Origin of the sequence: Marinobacter sp. (assembly GCF_052091845.1) — a bacterium.
Classification (GTDB): Bacteria; Pseudomonadota; Gammaproteobacteria; order Pseudomonadales; family Oleiphilaceae; genus Marinobacter.
Map to the genome: position 1 here is coordinate 17,084 of NZ_JBQDCO010000007.1, position 13,373 is coordinate 30,456.

At 52.3% G+C, this 13,373-nt stretch carries 16 protein-coding genes; 11 read left to right on the forward strand and 5 right to left on the reverse strand.

Annotation, left to right across the window (positions count from 1 at the left end; translation table 11 throughout):
* Positions 1-47: 47 nt before the first annotated feature.
* Positions 48-416, forward strand: coding sequence for a hypothetical protein (locus ACTHYN_RS03670; protein ID WP_441811151.1), 369 nt, complete (start codon positions 48-50; stop codon positions 414-416).
* Here ACTHYN_RS03670 and ACTHYN_RS03675 read toward each other — a convergent pair.
* Positions 408-1,550: a cytochrome P450 gene (locus tag ACTHYN_RS03675; RefSeq protein ID WP_441811152.1), complete on the reverse strand. Its 1,143-nt coding sequence runs from the start codon at positions 1,548-1,550 to the stop codon at positions 408-410. The two genes, ACTHYN_RS03670 and ACTHYN_RS03675, sit on opposite strands and share 9 nt — an antisense overlap.
* Positions 1,551-1,816: 266 nt before the next feature.
* Here ACTHYN_RS03675 and ACTHYN_RS03680 point away from each other — a divergent pair, with 266 nt between their 5' ends.
* Positions 1,817-2,248 carry a DUF3010 family protein gene (locus tag ACTHYN_RS03680; RefSeq protein WP_441811153.1) on the forward strand — a complete coding sequence of 144 codons (432 nt, stop codon included), beginning with the start codon at positions 1,817-1,819 and terminating at the stop codon, positions 2,246-2,248.
* 36 nt (positions 2,249-2,284) lie between these two features.
* Here ACTHYN_RS03680 and ACTHYN_RS03685 read toward each other — a convergent pair whose 3' ends face one another.
* Positions 2,285-2,728 (reverse strand): YtoQ family protein, encoded by a 444-nt coding sequence (locus ACTHYN_RS03685; RefSeq protein ID WP_441811154.1) that lies wholly within the window; start codon positions 2,726-2,728, stop codon positions 2,285-2,287.
* Positions 2,729-2,813: 85 nt separating this feature from the next.
* Positions 2,814-3,323: an acyl-CoA thioesterase gene (locus ACTHYN_RS03690; RefSeq protein ID WP_441811155.1), complete on the reverse strand. Its 510-nt coding sequence runs from the start codon at positions 3,321-3,323 to the stop codon at positions 2,814-2,816.
* A 147-nt stretch (positions 3,324-3,470) separates the two neighbouring features.
* Here ACTHYN_RS03690 and ACTHYN_RS03695 point away from each other — a divergent pair, with 147 nt between their 5' ends.
* Together ACTHYN_RS03695 and ACTHYN_RS03700 are read left to right on the forward strand one after the other, a co-directional pair.
* Positions 3,471-4,442 (forward strand): DnaJ C-terminal domain-containing protein, encoded by a 972-nt coding sequence (locus ACTHYN_RS03695; RefSeq protein WP_441811156.1) that lies wholly within the window; start codon positions 3,471-3,473, stop codon positions 4,440-4,442.
* Between the two features lie 14 nt (positions 4,443-4,456).
* Positions 4,457-4,801, forward strand: a complete 345-nt coding sequence (locus tag ACTHYN_RS03700) for a chaperone modulator CbpM (protein WP_441811157.1) — start codon at positions 4,457-4,459, stop codon at positions 4,799-4,801.
* A gap of 13 nt (positions 4,802-4,814) precedes the next feature.
* Here the strand turns inward: ACTHYN_RS03700 and ACTHYN_RS03705 are convergent, their stop codons facing one another.
* Positions 4,815-4,988 carry a DUF6435 family protein gene (locus tag ACTHYN_RS03705; protein ID WP_441811229.1) on the reverse strand — a complete coding sequence of 58 codons (174 nt, stop codon included), beginning with the start codon at positions 4,986-4,988 and terminating at the stop codon, positions 4,815-4,817.
* 196 nt (positions 4,989-5,184) lie between these two features.
* Here ACTHYN_RS03705 and ACTHYN_RS03710 point away from each other — a divergent pair, with 196 nt between their 5' ends.
* From ACTHYN_RS03710 to ACTHYN_RS03725, 4 genes are all read left to right on the forward strand, one after another.
* The gene (locus ACTHYN_RS03710) at positions 5,185-6,633 is read left to right on the forward strand and encodes a DUF5666 domain-containing protein (RefSeq protein WP_441811158.1); all 1,449 of its coding nucleotides are present in this window, start codon (positions 5,185-5,187) and stop codon (positions 6,631-6,633) included.
* A 91-nt stretch (positions 6,634-6,724) separates the two neighbouring features.
* Positions 6,725-7,603, forward strand: coding sequence for a DUF6502 family protein (locus ACTHYN_RS03715; protein WP_441811159.1), 879 nt, complete (start codon positions 6,725-6,727; stop codon positions 7,601-7,603).
* Positions 7,600-8,001 (forward strand): DUF6502 family protein, encoded by a 402-nt coding sequence (locus tag ACTHYN_RS03720; protein ID WP_441811160.1) that lies wholly within the window; start codon positions 7,600-7,602, stop codon positions 7,999-8,001. The genes ACTHYN_RS03715 and ACTHYN_RS03720 overlap by 4 nt, the downstream gene beginning before the upstream one ends.
* 55 nt (positions 8,002-8,056) lie before the next feature.
* Positions 8,057-9,547: a DUF5666 domain-containing protein gene (locus ACTHYN_RS03725; protein WP_441811161.1), complete on the forward strand. Its 1,491-nt coding sequence runs from the start codon at positions 8,057-8,059 to the stop codon at positions 9,545-9,547.
* Between the two features lie 71 nt (positions 9,548-9,618).
* On the opposite strand, the gene ACTHYN_RS03730 is transcribed toward ACTHYN_RS03725, so the two are convergent.
* The gene (locus ACTHYN_RS03730; protein ID WP_441811162.1) at positions 9,619-10,584 is read right to left on the reverse strand and encodes an NAD(P)H-dependent flavin oxidoreductase; all 966 of its coding nucleotides are present in this window, start codon (positions 10,582-10,584) and stop codon (positions 9,619-9,621) included.
* Between the two features lie 128 nt (positions 10,585-10,712).
* Here ACTHYN_RS03730 and ACTHYN_RS03735 point away from each other — a divergent pair, with 128 nt between their 5' ends.
* The 3 genes from ACTHYN_RS03735 (at position 10,713) to ACTHYN_RS03745 (ending at position 13,369) form a co-directional block, all read left to right on the forward strand.
* The gene (locus ACTHYN_RS03735) at positions 10,713-11,444 is read left to right on the forward strand and encodes a DsbA family protein (RefSeq protein ID WP_441811163.1); all 732 of its coding nucleotides are present in this window, start codon (positions 10,713-10,715) and stop codon (positions 11,442-11,444) included.
* Positions 11,445-11,580: 136 nt separating this feature from the next.
* Positions 11,581-12,597, forward strand: coding sequence for an oxygen-dependent tRNA uridine(34) hydroxylase TrhO (gene trhO, locus ACTHYN_RS03740; protein ID WP_441811164.1), 1,017 nt, complete (start codon positions 11,581-11,583; stop codon positions 12,595-12,597).
* Between the two features lie 40 nt (positions 12,598-12,637).
* On the forward strand, positions 12,638-13,369 hold the full coding sequence (locus ACTHYN_RS03745; protein ID WP_441811165.1) for a DUF481 domain-containing protein: 732 nt from the start codon (positions 12,638-12,640) through the stop codon (positions 13,367-13,369).
* Positions 13,370-13,373: the final 4 nt, after the last annotated feature.

A 13,373-nucleotide genomic window follows, 5' to 3' on the forward strand; every position in this document is an offset into this window, starting at 1 on the left:
ACAAAATGATCTGTCCCCTAATAGTAAGGTAACGTGTTAAAACTCTAATGAAATTCCCTATCGTTACCGCTACTCTGGTTTCTGCCGCACTGCTTTTTGTTCTCTGGGATCAAACCCGCGAACAGCCCCCACCCATAGACGCAAGCCGGTTCACCAAACTGGCATCACATCCCGCTAAACTCAGTACCACCGTGGATTGGGTGATTACCCAGGTGCCTAGTCTATGCGAGAAAGCCACTGGCCAAGCCGAAGGCGCTGAAGCTTATGCCTCTTGCGTTAAAAAAGCGCAGGCGCGCACATCGACTTGCCGGCGAGGGGTCTATGATCGCTTTCCGAGCGTTGTGGCCTCGGATGCGGTTTTTCGGGATCTTTCGATTACGCTAATAGATTGTCTTGTACCGGGCGCCTTAGGTTAGTACCACCGGTACGCTGTGATACCCACCCACCGGTGCGACTTCCCGCTCTGGCGGGCGCTCTGGTACCAGCTCAATCGTTTGCACTGAGGCTAGCAAGGTTTGTAGTGCGATCCTTAACTCCCAAGTTGCCAGCAGCCGACCGGGGCATACGTGCTTCCCAGCGCCGTAAACAATATTCGCTGCTGCGTTTGCTTGCGGATCAAACTGATTGTTGCCGAACACGTTCTCGTCGCGGTTGGCGGATGTCCAGTTCAACTTAACCTTTGCGCCACTTGGGATATCCCTGCCACCGATATGAACAGGGCAGGTGGTTACGCGCCGATTGGACACAAACGGATTGTCGATGCGAAGTATCTCGTTGATAACAGCCTCTACTTCGGCGTCGGACGCTTCACATAATTGGCCTACCAGTTCCGGGTGCTTGGCTATATGAGCGATGAGCACGCCAACACACAGTGCGATGGAACCTAAATCGCCACCTGTCCAATTGCGTAGAATTGAGACCAGTTCTGATTCCGTGAGCGGATGCCCATCCACTGTCTCTCGGCAGAGTTTGGTGGTTAGGTCGTCGGGCGCGTTGTCGCCGGCCGCTCGGCGCGGTTGGACAACCGAGCGGATGATTTCATCAAATTGCTCAGCCACGTCCGCCATCCAATTATGATCGCCGGAGCGTGTAGCTGCATGGTTTTCGCCCATCCAGGCTAAGAGCCGCGGCTCCAGTTCGGCCGGCCATCCCAGCCAAGCGCACTGTGCACGTACCGCAAATACAGCGCCTATGTCGCTTACTGCATCCAGAACTTCGCCTTTCGGCAACTCTGTTGCCAATTGGCTGGCAACGCGCTTGAAAACAGGTATAAACGGCTCTACTGCAGCACGGCTAAGATATTGTTCGATAACCTTGCGATAGCGGGTATGTTCTTCTCCGTCTAGCCCGTTCGGTACTTGCAGATAGCGTGAGACTTGGCTGGAGAAGCGTTCGTTGTCTACAGCAGCAGCAAGAACGTCGGCGTGCCGGAGCAGCACCCATTCGCCCTTGGTGTTTCGCACGACAGGATGTTTGGGGCGCAGCTCATCAGTATAGGCTCGTAAGTCGCGGCCAGCTGCGGACAAATCATCCGGCATGTGGTCTGTCATATTGATTCCTTTGCCATCCAACTATGTATCCACCCAGCATAACCGCAGTTGTTCAAATCGAAAATCTGATGCTTGAGTGTTTATGATTTGGATCATTTTTAATCACTCAAATCAGCCAGCACTCAAGGTGTGCATCATGTTTGAGATGCGGGAAATGCACCGCGTATCTGCCGATCGCTTTAAGAGTGTGGCTAATGGTATTCTGGTCACCCCATTCTTACTCCCATATCGTGGGGTCCATTATCTGTGCCTATAGAGAATGACACATGCTTATTTGTGGTGTTGAACTGAGCGGTAGCGACGCCGTGGTGTGTTTGTTGAGCCTGAATAAGGGGCAGTTCAGCCTGCCGGAAAGCAAGGTTCGCAAAATCACGCTGAAGAAGAATCACAGCCGCGAAGACCTGCTGCAATTTCAAGCGTCTTTTGCGGCGTTTATAGCAGAGCACGACGTAAAAAAGGTGGCGATTAAAGAGCGCATGCCCAAAGGCAAATTTGCTGGAGGTGCCATAAGTTTCAAAATGGAAGCAGCTATTCAGTTGATGTCTGGCAACGAAGTTGAGGTTAGCTTACTGCCGTCTGCGACCATAAAATCCACACTTGCTTCAAACCCCCTGCCTGTTCCATTCTCAGAGACCGGTTTGAAAGTATTTCAGGAAACAGCGTTTATTGCAGCTTACGTGGGGCATCTGGCGAAGTAACAAACGGTGTTGCTCTTCGCCAGATAAATCAGGCTTTTACTGAGCAGTGGTTACGTACTTCAAAATCTCAACCACTTGCTCTGGTGTTTGCGCCCAAGCCATGGCAGATGCGTCCACCTCCTTCAGCGGGTGGATAATGTCGTCGTTGTGCAGGGTGACGTAGGGCGTACCCATAGCGGCACAGAAACCAGCATCAAAAGCCGCGTTCCATTGCTTGTATTTGTCGCCGAAGCGAATCACTGCCAAATCGCATTGCTCTAGCAGCGTTTTGGTGCGAATGCCGTTCACTTTGGATGACTGGTGATCGCGCCAGAACCCTACGTCTGGCTTGCCCAGCATGTCGCCGGCGGCATCACTGGCCTCGTGGTTGGTAACGGGGGCAGTGAACTCCACCGGCAATCCGGCAGCGTCTGCACCGGCCTGAATCTGTTCACGCCAGTCTGTATGAATTTCGCCAGAGAGATACACAGTCCAAATCACGGAATTCTCCTAAATAATGTTGGTGGGGAAGTCTGGAGTTTGTGAGACCCTACCATAGCTGGCGGGCTTTCAGAATCTCGGCCGGCTAACTGCTGTTGTCTTCTGACATCTTTGCCAGCTCTGTACGGGTTTTCAATCGACCCTCCCTGCGAACTTCGGCCTTCTCAAAACGCTTGCGTTGCTTGGCTGTTTCCGGTGTAACCGCAGGTACATCCATCGGGTTGTCGTTTTCATCCAGAGCGACAAACGTGAAAAATGCCGACAGGATATGGCGGGTCTCGCCTGTGTAACTATTCTCGGCTTCAACACGGGCGCCGATTTCCATTGATGACCCCCAGCTCCGGTTCATAGCCAGGCTGAACAGCAGAGTGTCGTTGCCTTTTGCCGGCGCGCGAAAGTGGATGGAGTCTACCGCAGCGGTCACGCAAACCCGTGCTGAGTGTCGCTCGGCAACCACCAGTGCCAAGCGATCGCACTTTGCCATAATCATTCCGCCGAAAACCGTGTCGTGGGCGTTCATGTCATTGGGGAAAACTTTATAGACGTGTTTCTCAATGGCGGAGGCGGATACGGATTTGGAGCGCTTCTCGGTCATGGCTTCCTTTCTCTGCGTTGGCTTTGGACTATGATTTGCCTCAAGGTTACTACATCTTTGAAAGCTCGGGACAGAGCTTGTATTTCGCCGGTTTGCGCCAATCATATATAGCAAGAGAACAATTTGTGACCATATGCGAGGGGTTCGATGGACTTTAAAGATTATTACGCTGTACTCGGTGTGAGCGAATCTGCCTCTCCCGACGAGATCAAAAAAGCCTACCGGAAACTGGCCCGGAAATATCACCCGGATGTGAGCAAAGAGGCCGACGCCGATGAGAAATTCAAAGACCTGGGCGAGGCCTACGAGGTACTGAAAGATCCGGAAAAACGTGGCGAGTACGACCAGTTGCGAAAGTACGGCGCCCAGTCGGATGGCTCGTTCCAACCACCTCCTGGCTGGCAGAGTTCGTCTGGATTTGGTGGTGGTGGGTACACCAGCGCTGATTCCCGGCAATTCAGCGACTTTTTTGAGCAAATGTTTGGCGGTGGCGGGTTTGCTGGTAATGGTTTTGGCGCAACAGGCGGTGGTTTCCGACAGACTATGCGCAGCCGGGGCGAAGACGTTCACGCCCGCTTGTCATTGCCTCTGGAGGACGTGTTTTCCGGTAGCGATAAACAGGTGTCGTTCTCTGTGCAAGAAGCGGATGGCCAGGGTCGTGTTGTCGCACGCCAGAAAAATCTGAAAGTAAAAATTCCTGCAGGGATGCGCGAAGGGCAGCATTTACGTTTGAAAGGCCAGGGTTCGCCCGGCATGGGTGGTGGCGAGTCTGGCGATTTGCTGATAGAAGTTGAATTGGCTCCTCATTCGTTGTTCAGCGTTGAAGGTAGAGACGTTGTAGTCACCATTCCGATAACGCCTTGGGAAGCTGCTTTAGGAGCAACAATAACCGTGCCCACGGTGGGCTCGAAGGTGAACGTGAAAGTGCCAAAGGGGACATCGTCTGGCCGCAAACTGCGCCTCAAGGGCAAAGGGCTGCCAGGTAAACACCCGGGGGATCAGATGGTTGTTCTGCAGGTAGCCGTCCCGGAGCAGCACTCCGAAGAGGCAGAAAAACTCTACGAGCAGCTCGCAGAAGCCGAGAAGGCGTTCGATCCACGCAGTAAGCTCCATCTGTGAAGGGAGAGTAGAGGATGAGTGAAAAAGACAGCATTCTGACCGTTGAAGTGATGGACTCTGATGGCAGCACCTTCACTCTTCAGGAAGTGTGCCTGCGAGGCGAATGCCATGCGGAGTTTGTGATCAAACTGGTTAGCTATGGCATTATCGCGCCTGTGGAGCCAGCCGCGGAGGCTCGCCAATGGCTGTTCGATGTGGCAGCGCTTGCCCGATTGCACAAGGCCTTGCGTTTGCAGCGGGATTTGAAGATGAACCTGCCCGGCCTGGCCATGTCTTTGGAGCTTCTGGATGAAGTCCAGGAGATGAGAAAAGAAATGGAGCAAGTTAAGCGCCAGCTGCAGCAATTGACGAGAGGGTAAAGCGCCCTCGGCTCTATTGTTTTGCGTCGAGTGCCTTGATCTCGGCGTAAATCTCCTCTGCCTCCTCCATCAAGGTTCCGTGACTCCTTAAATCCCCATTACGCTGTGCATGCAGCGCTTTTTCCAGTTTATCTTCATACGTTTTCTGCAGTTTTTTTCTCGGATCACCTTTCAAAAATCCCAACATCATTGCGCCTTATTTCCCATGCGTGTTCAGTAGATTACGTTCGTCCTGACCGAAAGTTCACAAATCAAGTACGACAATTACTGGACAAAGTCACTAAATGGGATTAAATTCCCATTGCGTTTTGGGAAAATAATCCCAAATAAAGAACGGTCACAAGCCAACGATATCGGCTAGCCAATGGCTCAGGAGAAAAACGATGCAGCGGAACAAACTTTATTCAGTCATCAAAATGGTCACTGCGGGCGCAGTTATGGGCTCTCTGGCGGCCTGTGGCGGCGGCTCCGATGGTGGTAACGGCAATGCCGGGTCTACCGGTGGCAGTGTTGGCCCGGTGTCTGGCTTTGGCAGTGTTTATGTGAACGGCACGCACTTTGGTGTGAATGGTGCCTCCTATACTGGTAACGATGGCGTAGAGCGGTATTCCCAGTTGGAAAAGGGAATGATCGTTAAGGTAGCTGGTTCCTGGGGTGCCGATGGCGAAGGCGAAGCCAGTTCTATTTACTATGACGACACGCTTCGTGGACCTGTTGAGACGATGTCCTGGAATGCCGAGGCAAAGGCTGGCGTGATCACCATTGCCGGGTTGGACGTGGCCGTAAATAGTCGCACAGTATTCAAGGGCGCTACGCCAAAGCAACTGGTTGACAGTGTAACCGGCGCTTCCGCTGAAGATTACCGGGTTCGTATCAGTGGCTATCGTTTGGCCGATGGCAGTTTTCAGGCAACCTTTGTGGGCGCGAAAGAAATCGGCAGTGGCTGGGTTGGCGAATGGCATAAAGTGGAAGTAGAGGGTGTTGTTTCAAATCTCGGCACTCAGATCTTTGAAATCAACGGGTTGAAAGTTGATTTTCAGACAGCCGTATTTGATGACGGCGCCGAAGAAGATTTGAAAGAAGGCGTGGTTGTTGAGGTTGAAGGCAAGCTTGAAAATGGCAAATTGATTGCCAGTGAAATCGAGTTCGAAGACGATCTGTTCGACAACAACGACGACGTTGAAATTTCAGGTGCCGTGACTGTTGCCTACGATCCGGACAGCAAACAATTCCACCTTAACGGTTTCGCCATTCAGGTGGACGAAGAGACGGATCTCGACGATGACATTACTGTTGATCGCCTCACTGAAGGCGCCGAAATCAAGGTAGAAGGTGAATACCGTAATGGAATCATCGTGGCCGAAGAAATTGAAATGCGTGACGGCGATGCTGAATTGTCAGGCTTTATTGAAAGCAAAGAGCAGGGTGGTGAAGTTTTGATGGTTAGCGGCGTGCGGGTTACATTGACCGATAGCACGCTGATCGAAGACGAAGTCACCGAAGATGCTCAAGAGTCTGTTGTTATGCGCAATGATGATCTTGAAAGCCTGAACGTTGGCGAATATATAGAGATCGAAGGCAGGGAGACAACAGAAAATGGTGGTGGCCTGATCGCGTTCTATATTGAGCGGGATGACGATGATGAACTGGAGCTTGAAGGAAAAATCAGCAGCCTTACGCAAAACACAGTCACTGTGATGGGGCTAGAGCTGCAAATGGTTTCAGATAGCGAAGGTAGTCTGACGAACCTCAAAGAAGGCGAAGAAGTTGAAATCGAGTTTAAAAACGTCAGTGGTGAATACCATATCGTGAAGATTCAGGCAGACGATTAAACGCACGCATTACCTGTTAGAATCCGGGCCAGGCTGACTGCTAGCGCAGAAGGTCTGGCCCATTGACTAAAATGGGAATACAATCCCAAACATGAAGGACGCCCCAGTTAATCCACTGCACCAGGCCCTGCTCCGCATTCTGCGACCTCTTGCGAGGTTGTTGCTGCGTAACAGTATTCCCTATGGTGAGTTTGCTGAGTTGGTCAAAAGAGCTTACGTGGAAGCGGCACTGGAAGATTTCCCCGGTGAACGGCGCAAGCCTACCGATTCCGGAGCCGCAGTAAAAACAGGGCTAACCCGCAAAGAGGTCAAGCGCCAGCGGGACATTCTTGCCGGACAACCTGCGGTTAAATCCGAGATTCTGCACACCAATCGTGCCTCCCGCGTGGTTTCTGGCTGGGTGCACGACCCCGCCTTTCAGGACATCGCTGGCGAACCAGCTACACTTGCCTTTGACGGGCCGCAAAGTTTTTGCGAACTGACAAAAAAGTACAGTGGTGATATGCCCCCGCGTTCCGTACTTGATGAGCTGCTCAGGGTTGGCGTGGTGTCTGCAGAGAACGACACCGGCAAACTAACCTTGAAGCAAAGAGCCTATGTACCCATAGGGGACAATAAAGAAATGCTCCAAATCTTTGGCGAGGACGTATCAGACCTTATAGCCACAGTGGATCATAACCTGGTCTGTGGTGAAGGCGGCCGACAGCCGTTGTTCCAACGCACGCTGGCGTATAATAACATTCCTCCCGAAGTGATGGAGGCTTGGCGCAAGCATGCTGCAGAGCAGTCTCAGGCATTGCTGGAGCAACTGGATTGCTGGCTGGCGCCACAGGATCGCGATATGTCGGGCAAACTGGTGAATGAGTCGCAGCAGGACTCTTTCAGAACAGGTGTTGGTATTTTCTATTTTGAAGAGGGGCCTGCCACAAAAGCCACTCAGCCCGGCGCCAAAAAAGTGAGAGCGTCATGAATTCCAGCCGTCAGCCTAAGTTTGTGTGTCGCTGGGAGCCCACCGAGCTGGCCAGTACCATATTGTCTGCCCCGAGCCGTGAAGTGGTAAGCCATTGGGTTCGCGCCATAGCCTTTCTTGACGAGAATTTGCACCCGGTTTTGTTAGCGGTGAATTATCATAGTGATCCCTCTTTTAGCCAACTCGTGCGGGCGGTGAATCCAGATTTTGCCCCTTCAGTGGTCCTTGATGAATTGCTGCATAAAGGCGTAATCGAGCAGTTAGACAGTGGACAGGTACTGCTAAGGCGAAGTACCTATGTGCACGATGCACCTGGTATTGAGACCTACCCCAAGGTGAGGCGCCAGAGGTATAGCCCTGGCCGTAGTGCTGGACGGCGGCAAAGCGACGAAATCTAATATCAGTATTCCCGGACGCCGCGACACAGCGGCGCTATCCGAAACGGAGAGCACAATGGAACGTACATCTTGCAAGCACTCACTTGTCGTACTGGCGACCGCACTGGCTTTCAGTCTGCTTTCAGCATGCGGCGGCGAAACCACAGTAGCGGACGGTGGAATTCGCGGTACGGGCTCTAGCGTGGGACCGGTGTCTGGGTTTGGCAGTGTGTTTGTAAATGGTGTTGAATTTTTTACTGACAGCATTCTGAACCGTAAGGTTAAAAGTAATGACGGTCTTGAAAATGAGAGCGACCTTCAAAAAGGAATGATTCTTCGGATCGAGGGTGAATGGGAAAAAAGTGGAACCGGCCAAGCTAAATCCATGGAGTATGACGACAGCTTAAGGGGCACGGTTTCCGGTTTGACAGCCAATATTGCTGAGAGGCGGCTTGAGTTTGAGATTCATAACCAGAAGGTGTTTGCCGACGCTCAAACGGTTCTGAAAGGAAAGCAATTCGCTGACTTTAAAACGGGTGATTTTGTTCGTATTAGCGCCTGGAGGCAGGCTGATGATCGGTACCGGGCGAGCTACATTGAATTTAATCCACAAAGCTACGGAGACGATCCCGTTGAAATTGAAGGACGAGTGGATAACAGGTCGCTAACCAGCACCCGGTTCAGTATGAATGGCCTCCTGGTTGATTATAGCAACGCGGAGTTTGGCGATGGACTGTCGGCAGATAACTTGAGCGAGCAGGGCGCCTATTTTGAGGTTGAGGGCAAGTTGCAGGGCGACACTCTTTTGGCCAGCCGCGTTCAGCGGGATGATTTCCGCCGTTACCAGAGGCGTGGGGAGGATATGGAGTTAGCAGGGCCAGTGTCGTCTGATTTTAAAGAGCGTACAAAATCGTTCGGGTTAAATGGTCTTACGATTAAAGTGACGGATGAGACAGATCTGGATGACCTCACCAGTGCTGACTTGAAAGCAGGGGTGCTTGTGCAAGTAGAGGGCAAGTTTGTTTCTCCAACCGAGCTCCTGGCTAGCGAGATTGAGGCCCGTGAAGGTGATGCCGAAGTGGAAGGCACTATCGACGGAGTATGTATTCGTATGTCGAACTGCTTCACCGTTGGGGGTGTTCGGGTTCAGGTTGTTACTTCACGAACCATCATCACAGATGATGAAAGTGATGAAAGGCTAACAATCGACGACTTAAAGCCTGAACTTGTTAGTCCGAAATTTATATCAGTTGAAGTGTCAGGGCTTCAGAGGAAAGACAAGTTTAACGAAGTGTATGTTGAGGCGTTGCGGGTTGAACGTGAGCTTTCTGATGAGCGGGACAGTGAATACGAGGTGGAAGGCTACCTGAACGATGTAAAACAAAATGATATCAAGGTGCTTGGTGACTGGATTAGAACGACGCCCGATGTATTTGAGGGCGATAGCCTTTATCAGCTTGATGTGAGGCGCAAGAAGGGCGAAAAAATCGTTTTGGAAGTGGAGTATGAAAAAGTACCTTCAGGCAACGTTGACTACAGGGCGACCAGCATTAAAGAGGATGATTAACAGAACATCCGAGCTTTCAAGACCTCCCAAAACCAAATGAGGCGGGCTGGGAGGTCTTGACTTATGCTCGCCTAGCCGCAGATGCGGGCCCGTGCATCTGCATACTCCTGCTTGAGCCGTGACACCAGCGCTTGCACGCTCACCACGTCGTTTATCTGGCTGACTCCCTGGCCAGCTGACCACACGGTTTTCCAGGCTTTGGCTTCGTCATCCACGGGCTTGAGCTTTTCACCGTAGTTGATCTCACCGGCCTGGTGTAACTTGTCCATAGGAAAACCAGCCGCTTCCAGGCTTTGCCGCATAAAGCTGGCAGGTATGCCTGACACCGCCGGGGTATAAATAATGTCGTCAGATACAGCTTCCAAAACCATGTTTCGGTAAGCGTCTTCAGCCTGGGATTCGGTGGTATTGATGAAGCGTGTTCCCATGTACGCAAGGTCTGCACCAAGCGCTCGCGCGGCCAGTAGATCCTCACCGTGGGAAAGCCCGCCGGCCAGCAAAATGAGGCCATCAAACACGTCGCGAATTTCGTGAACCAGGACAACCGGATTGACGGTGCCCGCATGGCCGCCGGCACCCGCAGACACCGCAATAATGCCGTCCACGCCAGCCTCGGCAGCTTTGCGCGCGTGCTTTTGGTTGGTTACATCGTGAAACACTACGCCGCCATAGCTATGCGCAGCTTCAACCACCTGGCTTGCCGCACCGAGTGAGGTGATGATAATGGGCACCTGATGCTTCACGCACAGCTCCAGGTCGGTCTGCCAGCGGGGGTTGGAGCGATGCACAATCAGGTTGACGGCATAGGGTGCGATGTTGGCCTCGGGGCTTTCTTTCTTGAGCTTTTGGAGACCCTCTGTCATTTGAATCAACCACTCTTCAAGCCCTTCGCTTGTGCGCTGATTCAGCGCGGGGAAGCTGCCGACTATGCCTTCCCGGCAGCAGGCAAGCGCCATTTCAGGGCCGGAGATCAGAAACATGGGCGCAGAGACCAGTGGCAAACTCAGGGAGTCTGCGTTAAAAACGGGGAGTGACATGATATCTCCTTCTTTTGCATTGAAACTTTTGTAGGGTATAAAGGATCTTAGCCTGCCTGAGCGATCGTGGGAATGTTCGCCTGCTAACGAACAACAGGTAGTGTCTTCAAAGCAACAAGGAGTAAAAGATGGGTGAAGCCAAGCGTCGTAAACAAACGGGTGCGCCACCGCCCCGGAAAACCAACTCCAAAAAGCCACTGATTATTGGGGTGAGTGTGCTGGTTCTGGCGACCGTCGTTGTCAGTGTGCTTTTTCTTACAGCATCGCCTAAACCCACATCCAACAACTTGCCGGTTGCAGCGACAGGTGCAGAGGCTTTTCCTGCGGAGTTGGATCAGTACGGTGTGTCTGTGGGTGAGCAGGATGCGCCGGTCGTTGTGCGCGAGTTTGCAGATTTTCAATGCCCTGCCTGTGGTGCATTTGCCAAGATTAGCCAACGGTTGAAGCAAGAATACGTGGACACAGGAAAAGTCCGGTTTGTGTACTTTGAACTGCCTTTACGACAGCATCAAAATGCGTTTCCTGCCGCCCAGGCAGCGCGTTGTGCCGGCGACCAGGGTGCCTATTGGGACATGTACGACAGGCTCTACGATTCACAATCTGAATGGAGCGGGTCTAACGATCCTGTGGCTACGTTTGCCCGCTATGGCAGGGATATAGGCTTGGAGGAGCGCCGCCTGCGCCATTGTATGACGACCGAACTCCATCGCGAAGCCATTGAAAAAAGCCGCAAGGTGGCTATGCAGTTGCAAGTAACCAGCACACCCACCGTGATGGTCGATAATATTCGCCTTACCCGTCCTGGCTGGGGCCAGCTATCTGCTGTTGTGGAGCGGGAGCTTTCCAGTGCCGGCAAATAGCCGGTCCCCCTTGCTTCGGTCAGCCCTGACTTGAACAAAAGCCTGAGTCGGTTAAAATTCTCGCCCTCTTAGGCTTCGGCCTTCCAGATAGTTAAACCATGCTCCGGATTTACGGTCCGGCCCGCAGGAGACTCCTATGAGCCAAAACGTTGTTGTATGTGCACTTTATAAGTTTGCCGTTCTGAATGATTACAAAACCCTTCGCCAACCATTGCTGGAAACCATGCTCGCCAATGGCGTGCACGGCACATTGTTGCTGGCCCGGGAAGGCATTAACGGCACGATCGCCGGTAGCCGACAAGGTATTGATACAGTGCAGGCGTGGCTAGCCAAAGATGAACGCTTTAAAGGGGTTGATTACAAAGAATCGTTTGTGGATATCCAGCCGTTCAAACGCACCAAAGTGAAGCTCAAGAAAGAGATTGTCACCATGGGTGTGGATGGTATTGACCCTAAGCGAATCGTTGGCACCTATGTAGAGCCAGAAGAGTGGAACGCTCTGATTTCAGACCCGGAGGTTCTTCTTGTCGATACCCGCAATCAGTACGAAGTGGACATTGGCACTTTCAAACATGCCATCAACCCGGCCACGGACACTTTCCGCGAGTTTCCAGATTACGTGAAGCAGAACCTCGACCCGGCAAAGCATAAAAAAGTTGCCATGTTTTGTACCGGTGGCATTCGCTGCGAAAAGTCCACGGCATATTTGAGGGAACAGGGGTTCGAGGAGGTTTATCACCTTAAAGGCGGCATTTTGAAGTATCTGGAAGAGGTGCCAGAGGAGCAAAGTCTCTGGAAAGGTGAATGTTTTGTATTTGACGACCGGGTTACGGTCAATCATCGTCTTGAGCGCGGCGGCTACGACCAGTGTCACGCCTGTCGTCGCCCGATCACCGAGGCTGATAAGCAGCACGCCGACTATCAGCCGGGTGTGAGTTGCCACAGATGCATCGAATCCCTAAGCGAGGGGCAGAAGGCGCGCTTTGCGGAACGGGAGCTCCAGATGCGTTTGGCAGAGGCTCGCGGGGAGTCTCATGTGGGTGGTGATGCAGCTCGTGTCATAGCTGAACGCAGGGCACGCAAGAAATCAGAACGTGAGCGTCAGGCAGAAAAAAGCCTGAAAGGAGAGCGTCAGAATGAGACCGCTCGTTAACATGTATTAATACGCTTGAGCCAGCGATCGAGGAGCTTTCATGAGTTTTAAGAAAACCGTTGCCATTATAGCCATTTCAGCGGCACCACTGGCTTATGGCCAGGATGCAAAAGACTGGGAAGGCGAGGGAGAGCTCGGTGTACTTATAACGACCGGCAATACTGACGAGACCAACATTAATGGGCGCTTGGGTCTAAAACACGAAGTCGAAAGCTGGCGGAATATTGCAGAGTTTAGCTCCAACTACTCTGAAGCTGAGGATGAAACCACCACCGAGAAGTACAAAACTTCCCTCGAGACCAACTACAAGTTTGATGAAAATCAGTATGCTTTTCTGCGCGGCGCGTATGAGAGAGATCGTTTTTCCGGGTACGATTTCGAAACCACAGCCACAACCGGTTACGGTAACCGGGTTTGGAACCAGGGTAAGCGTTCGTTCCTTGATCTCTCGGTGGGTGTTGGTTATCGCTTCAACAAGCTGGAGGATGTGAACGACGAAGGTGAGGACGAGGAGAAGGAAGCAATCGGCCGACTGGCGGCCCAGCTTAACTATGGGCTTTCGGAAAACGCATTGTTCCAGCAGAAGCTGAGCACCGAAATTGGATTAGATGAGAACAACGTGATTAGCCAATCAGAGACGGCCCTCAAGGCTAACGTTGTCGGCAACCTGTCCATGAAGCTGGCTTATCGTGTGGAGCATGTATCCGATGCGCCAGCCGGTTCCGACTCCACAAACACAGAGACCTCCATCTCACTGCTCTACGGCTTCTGAGCCA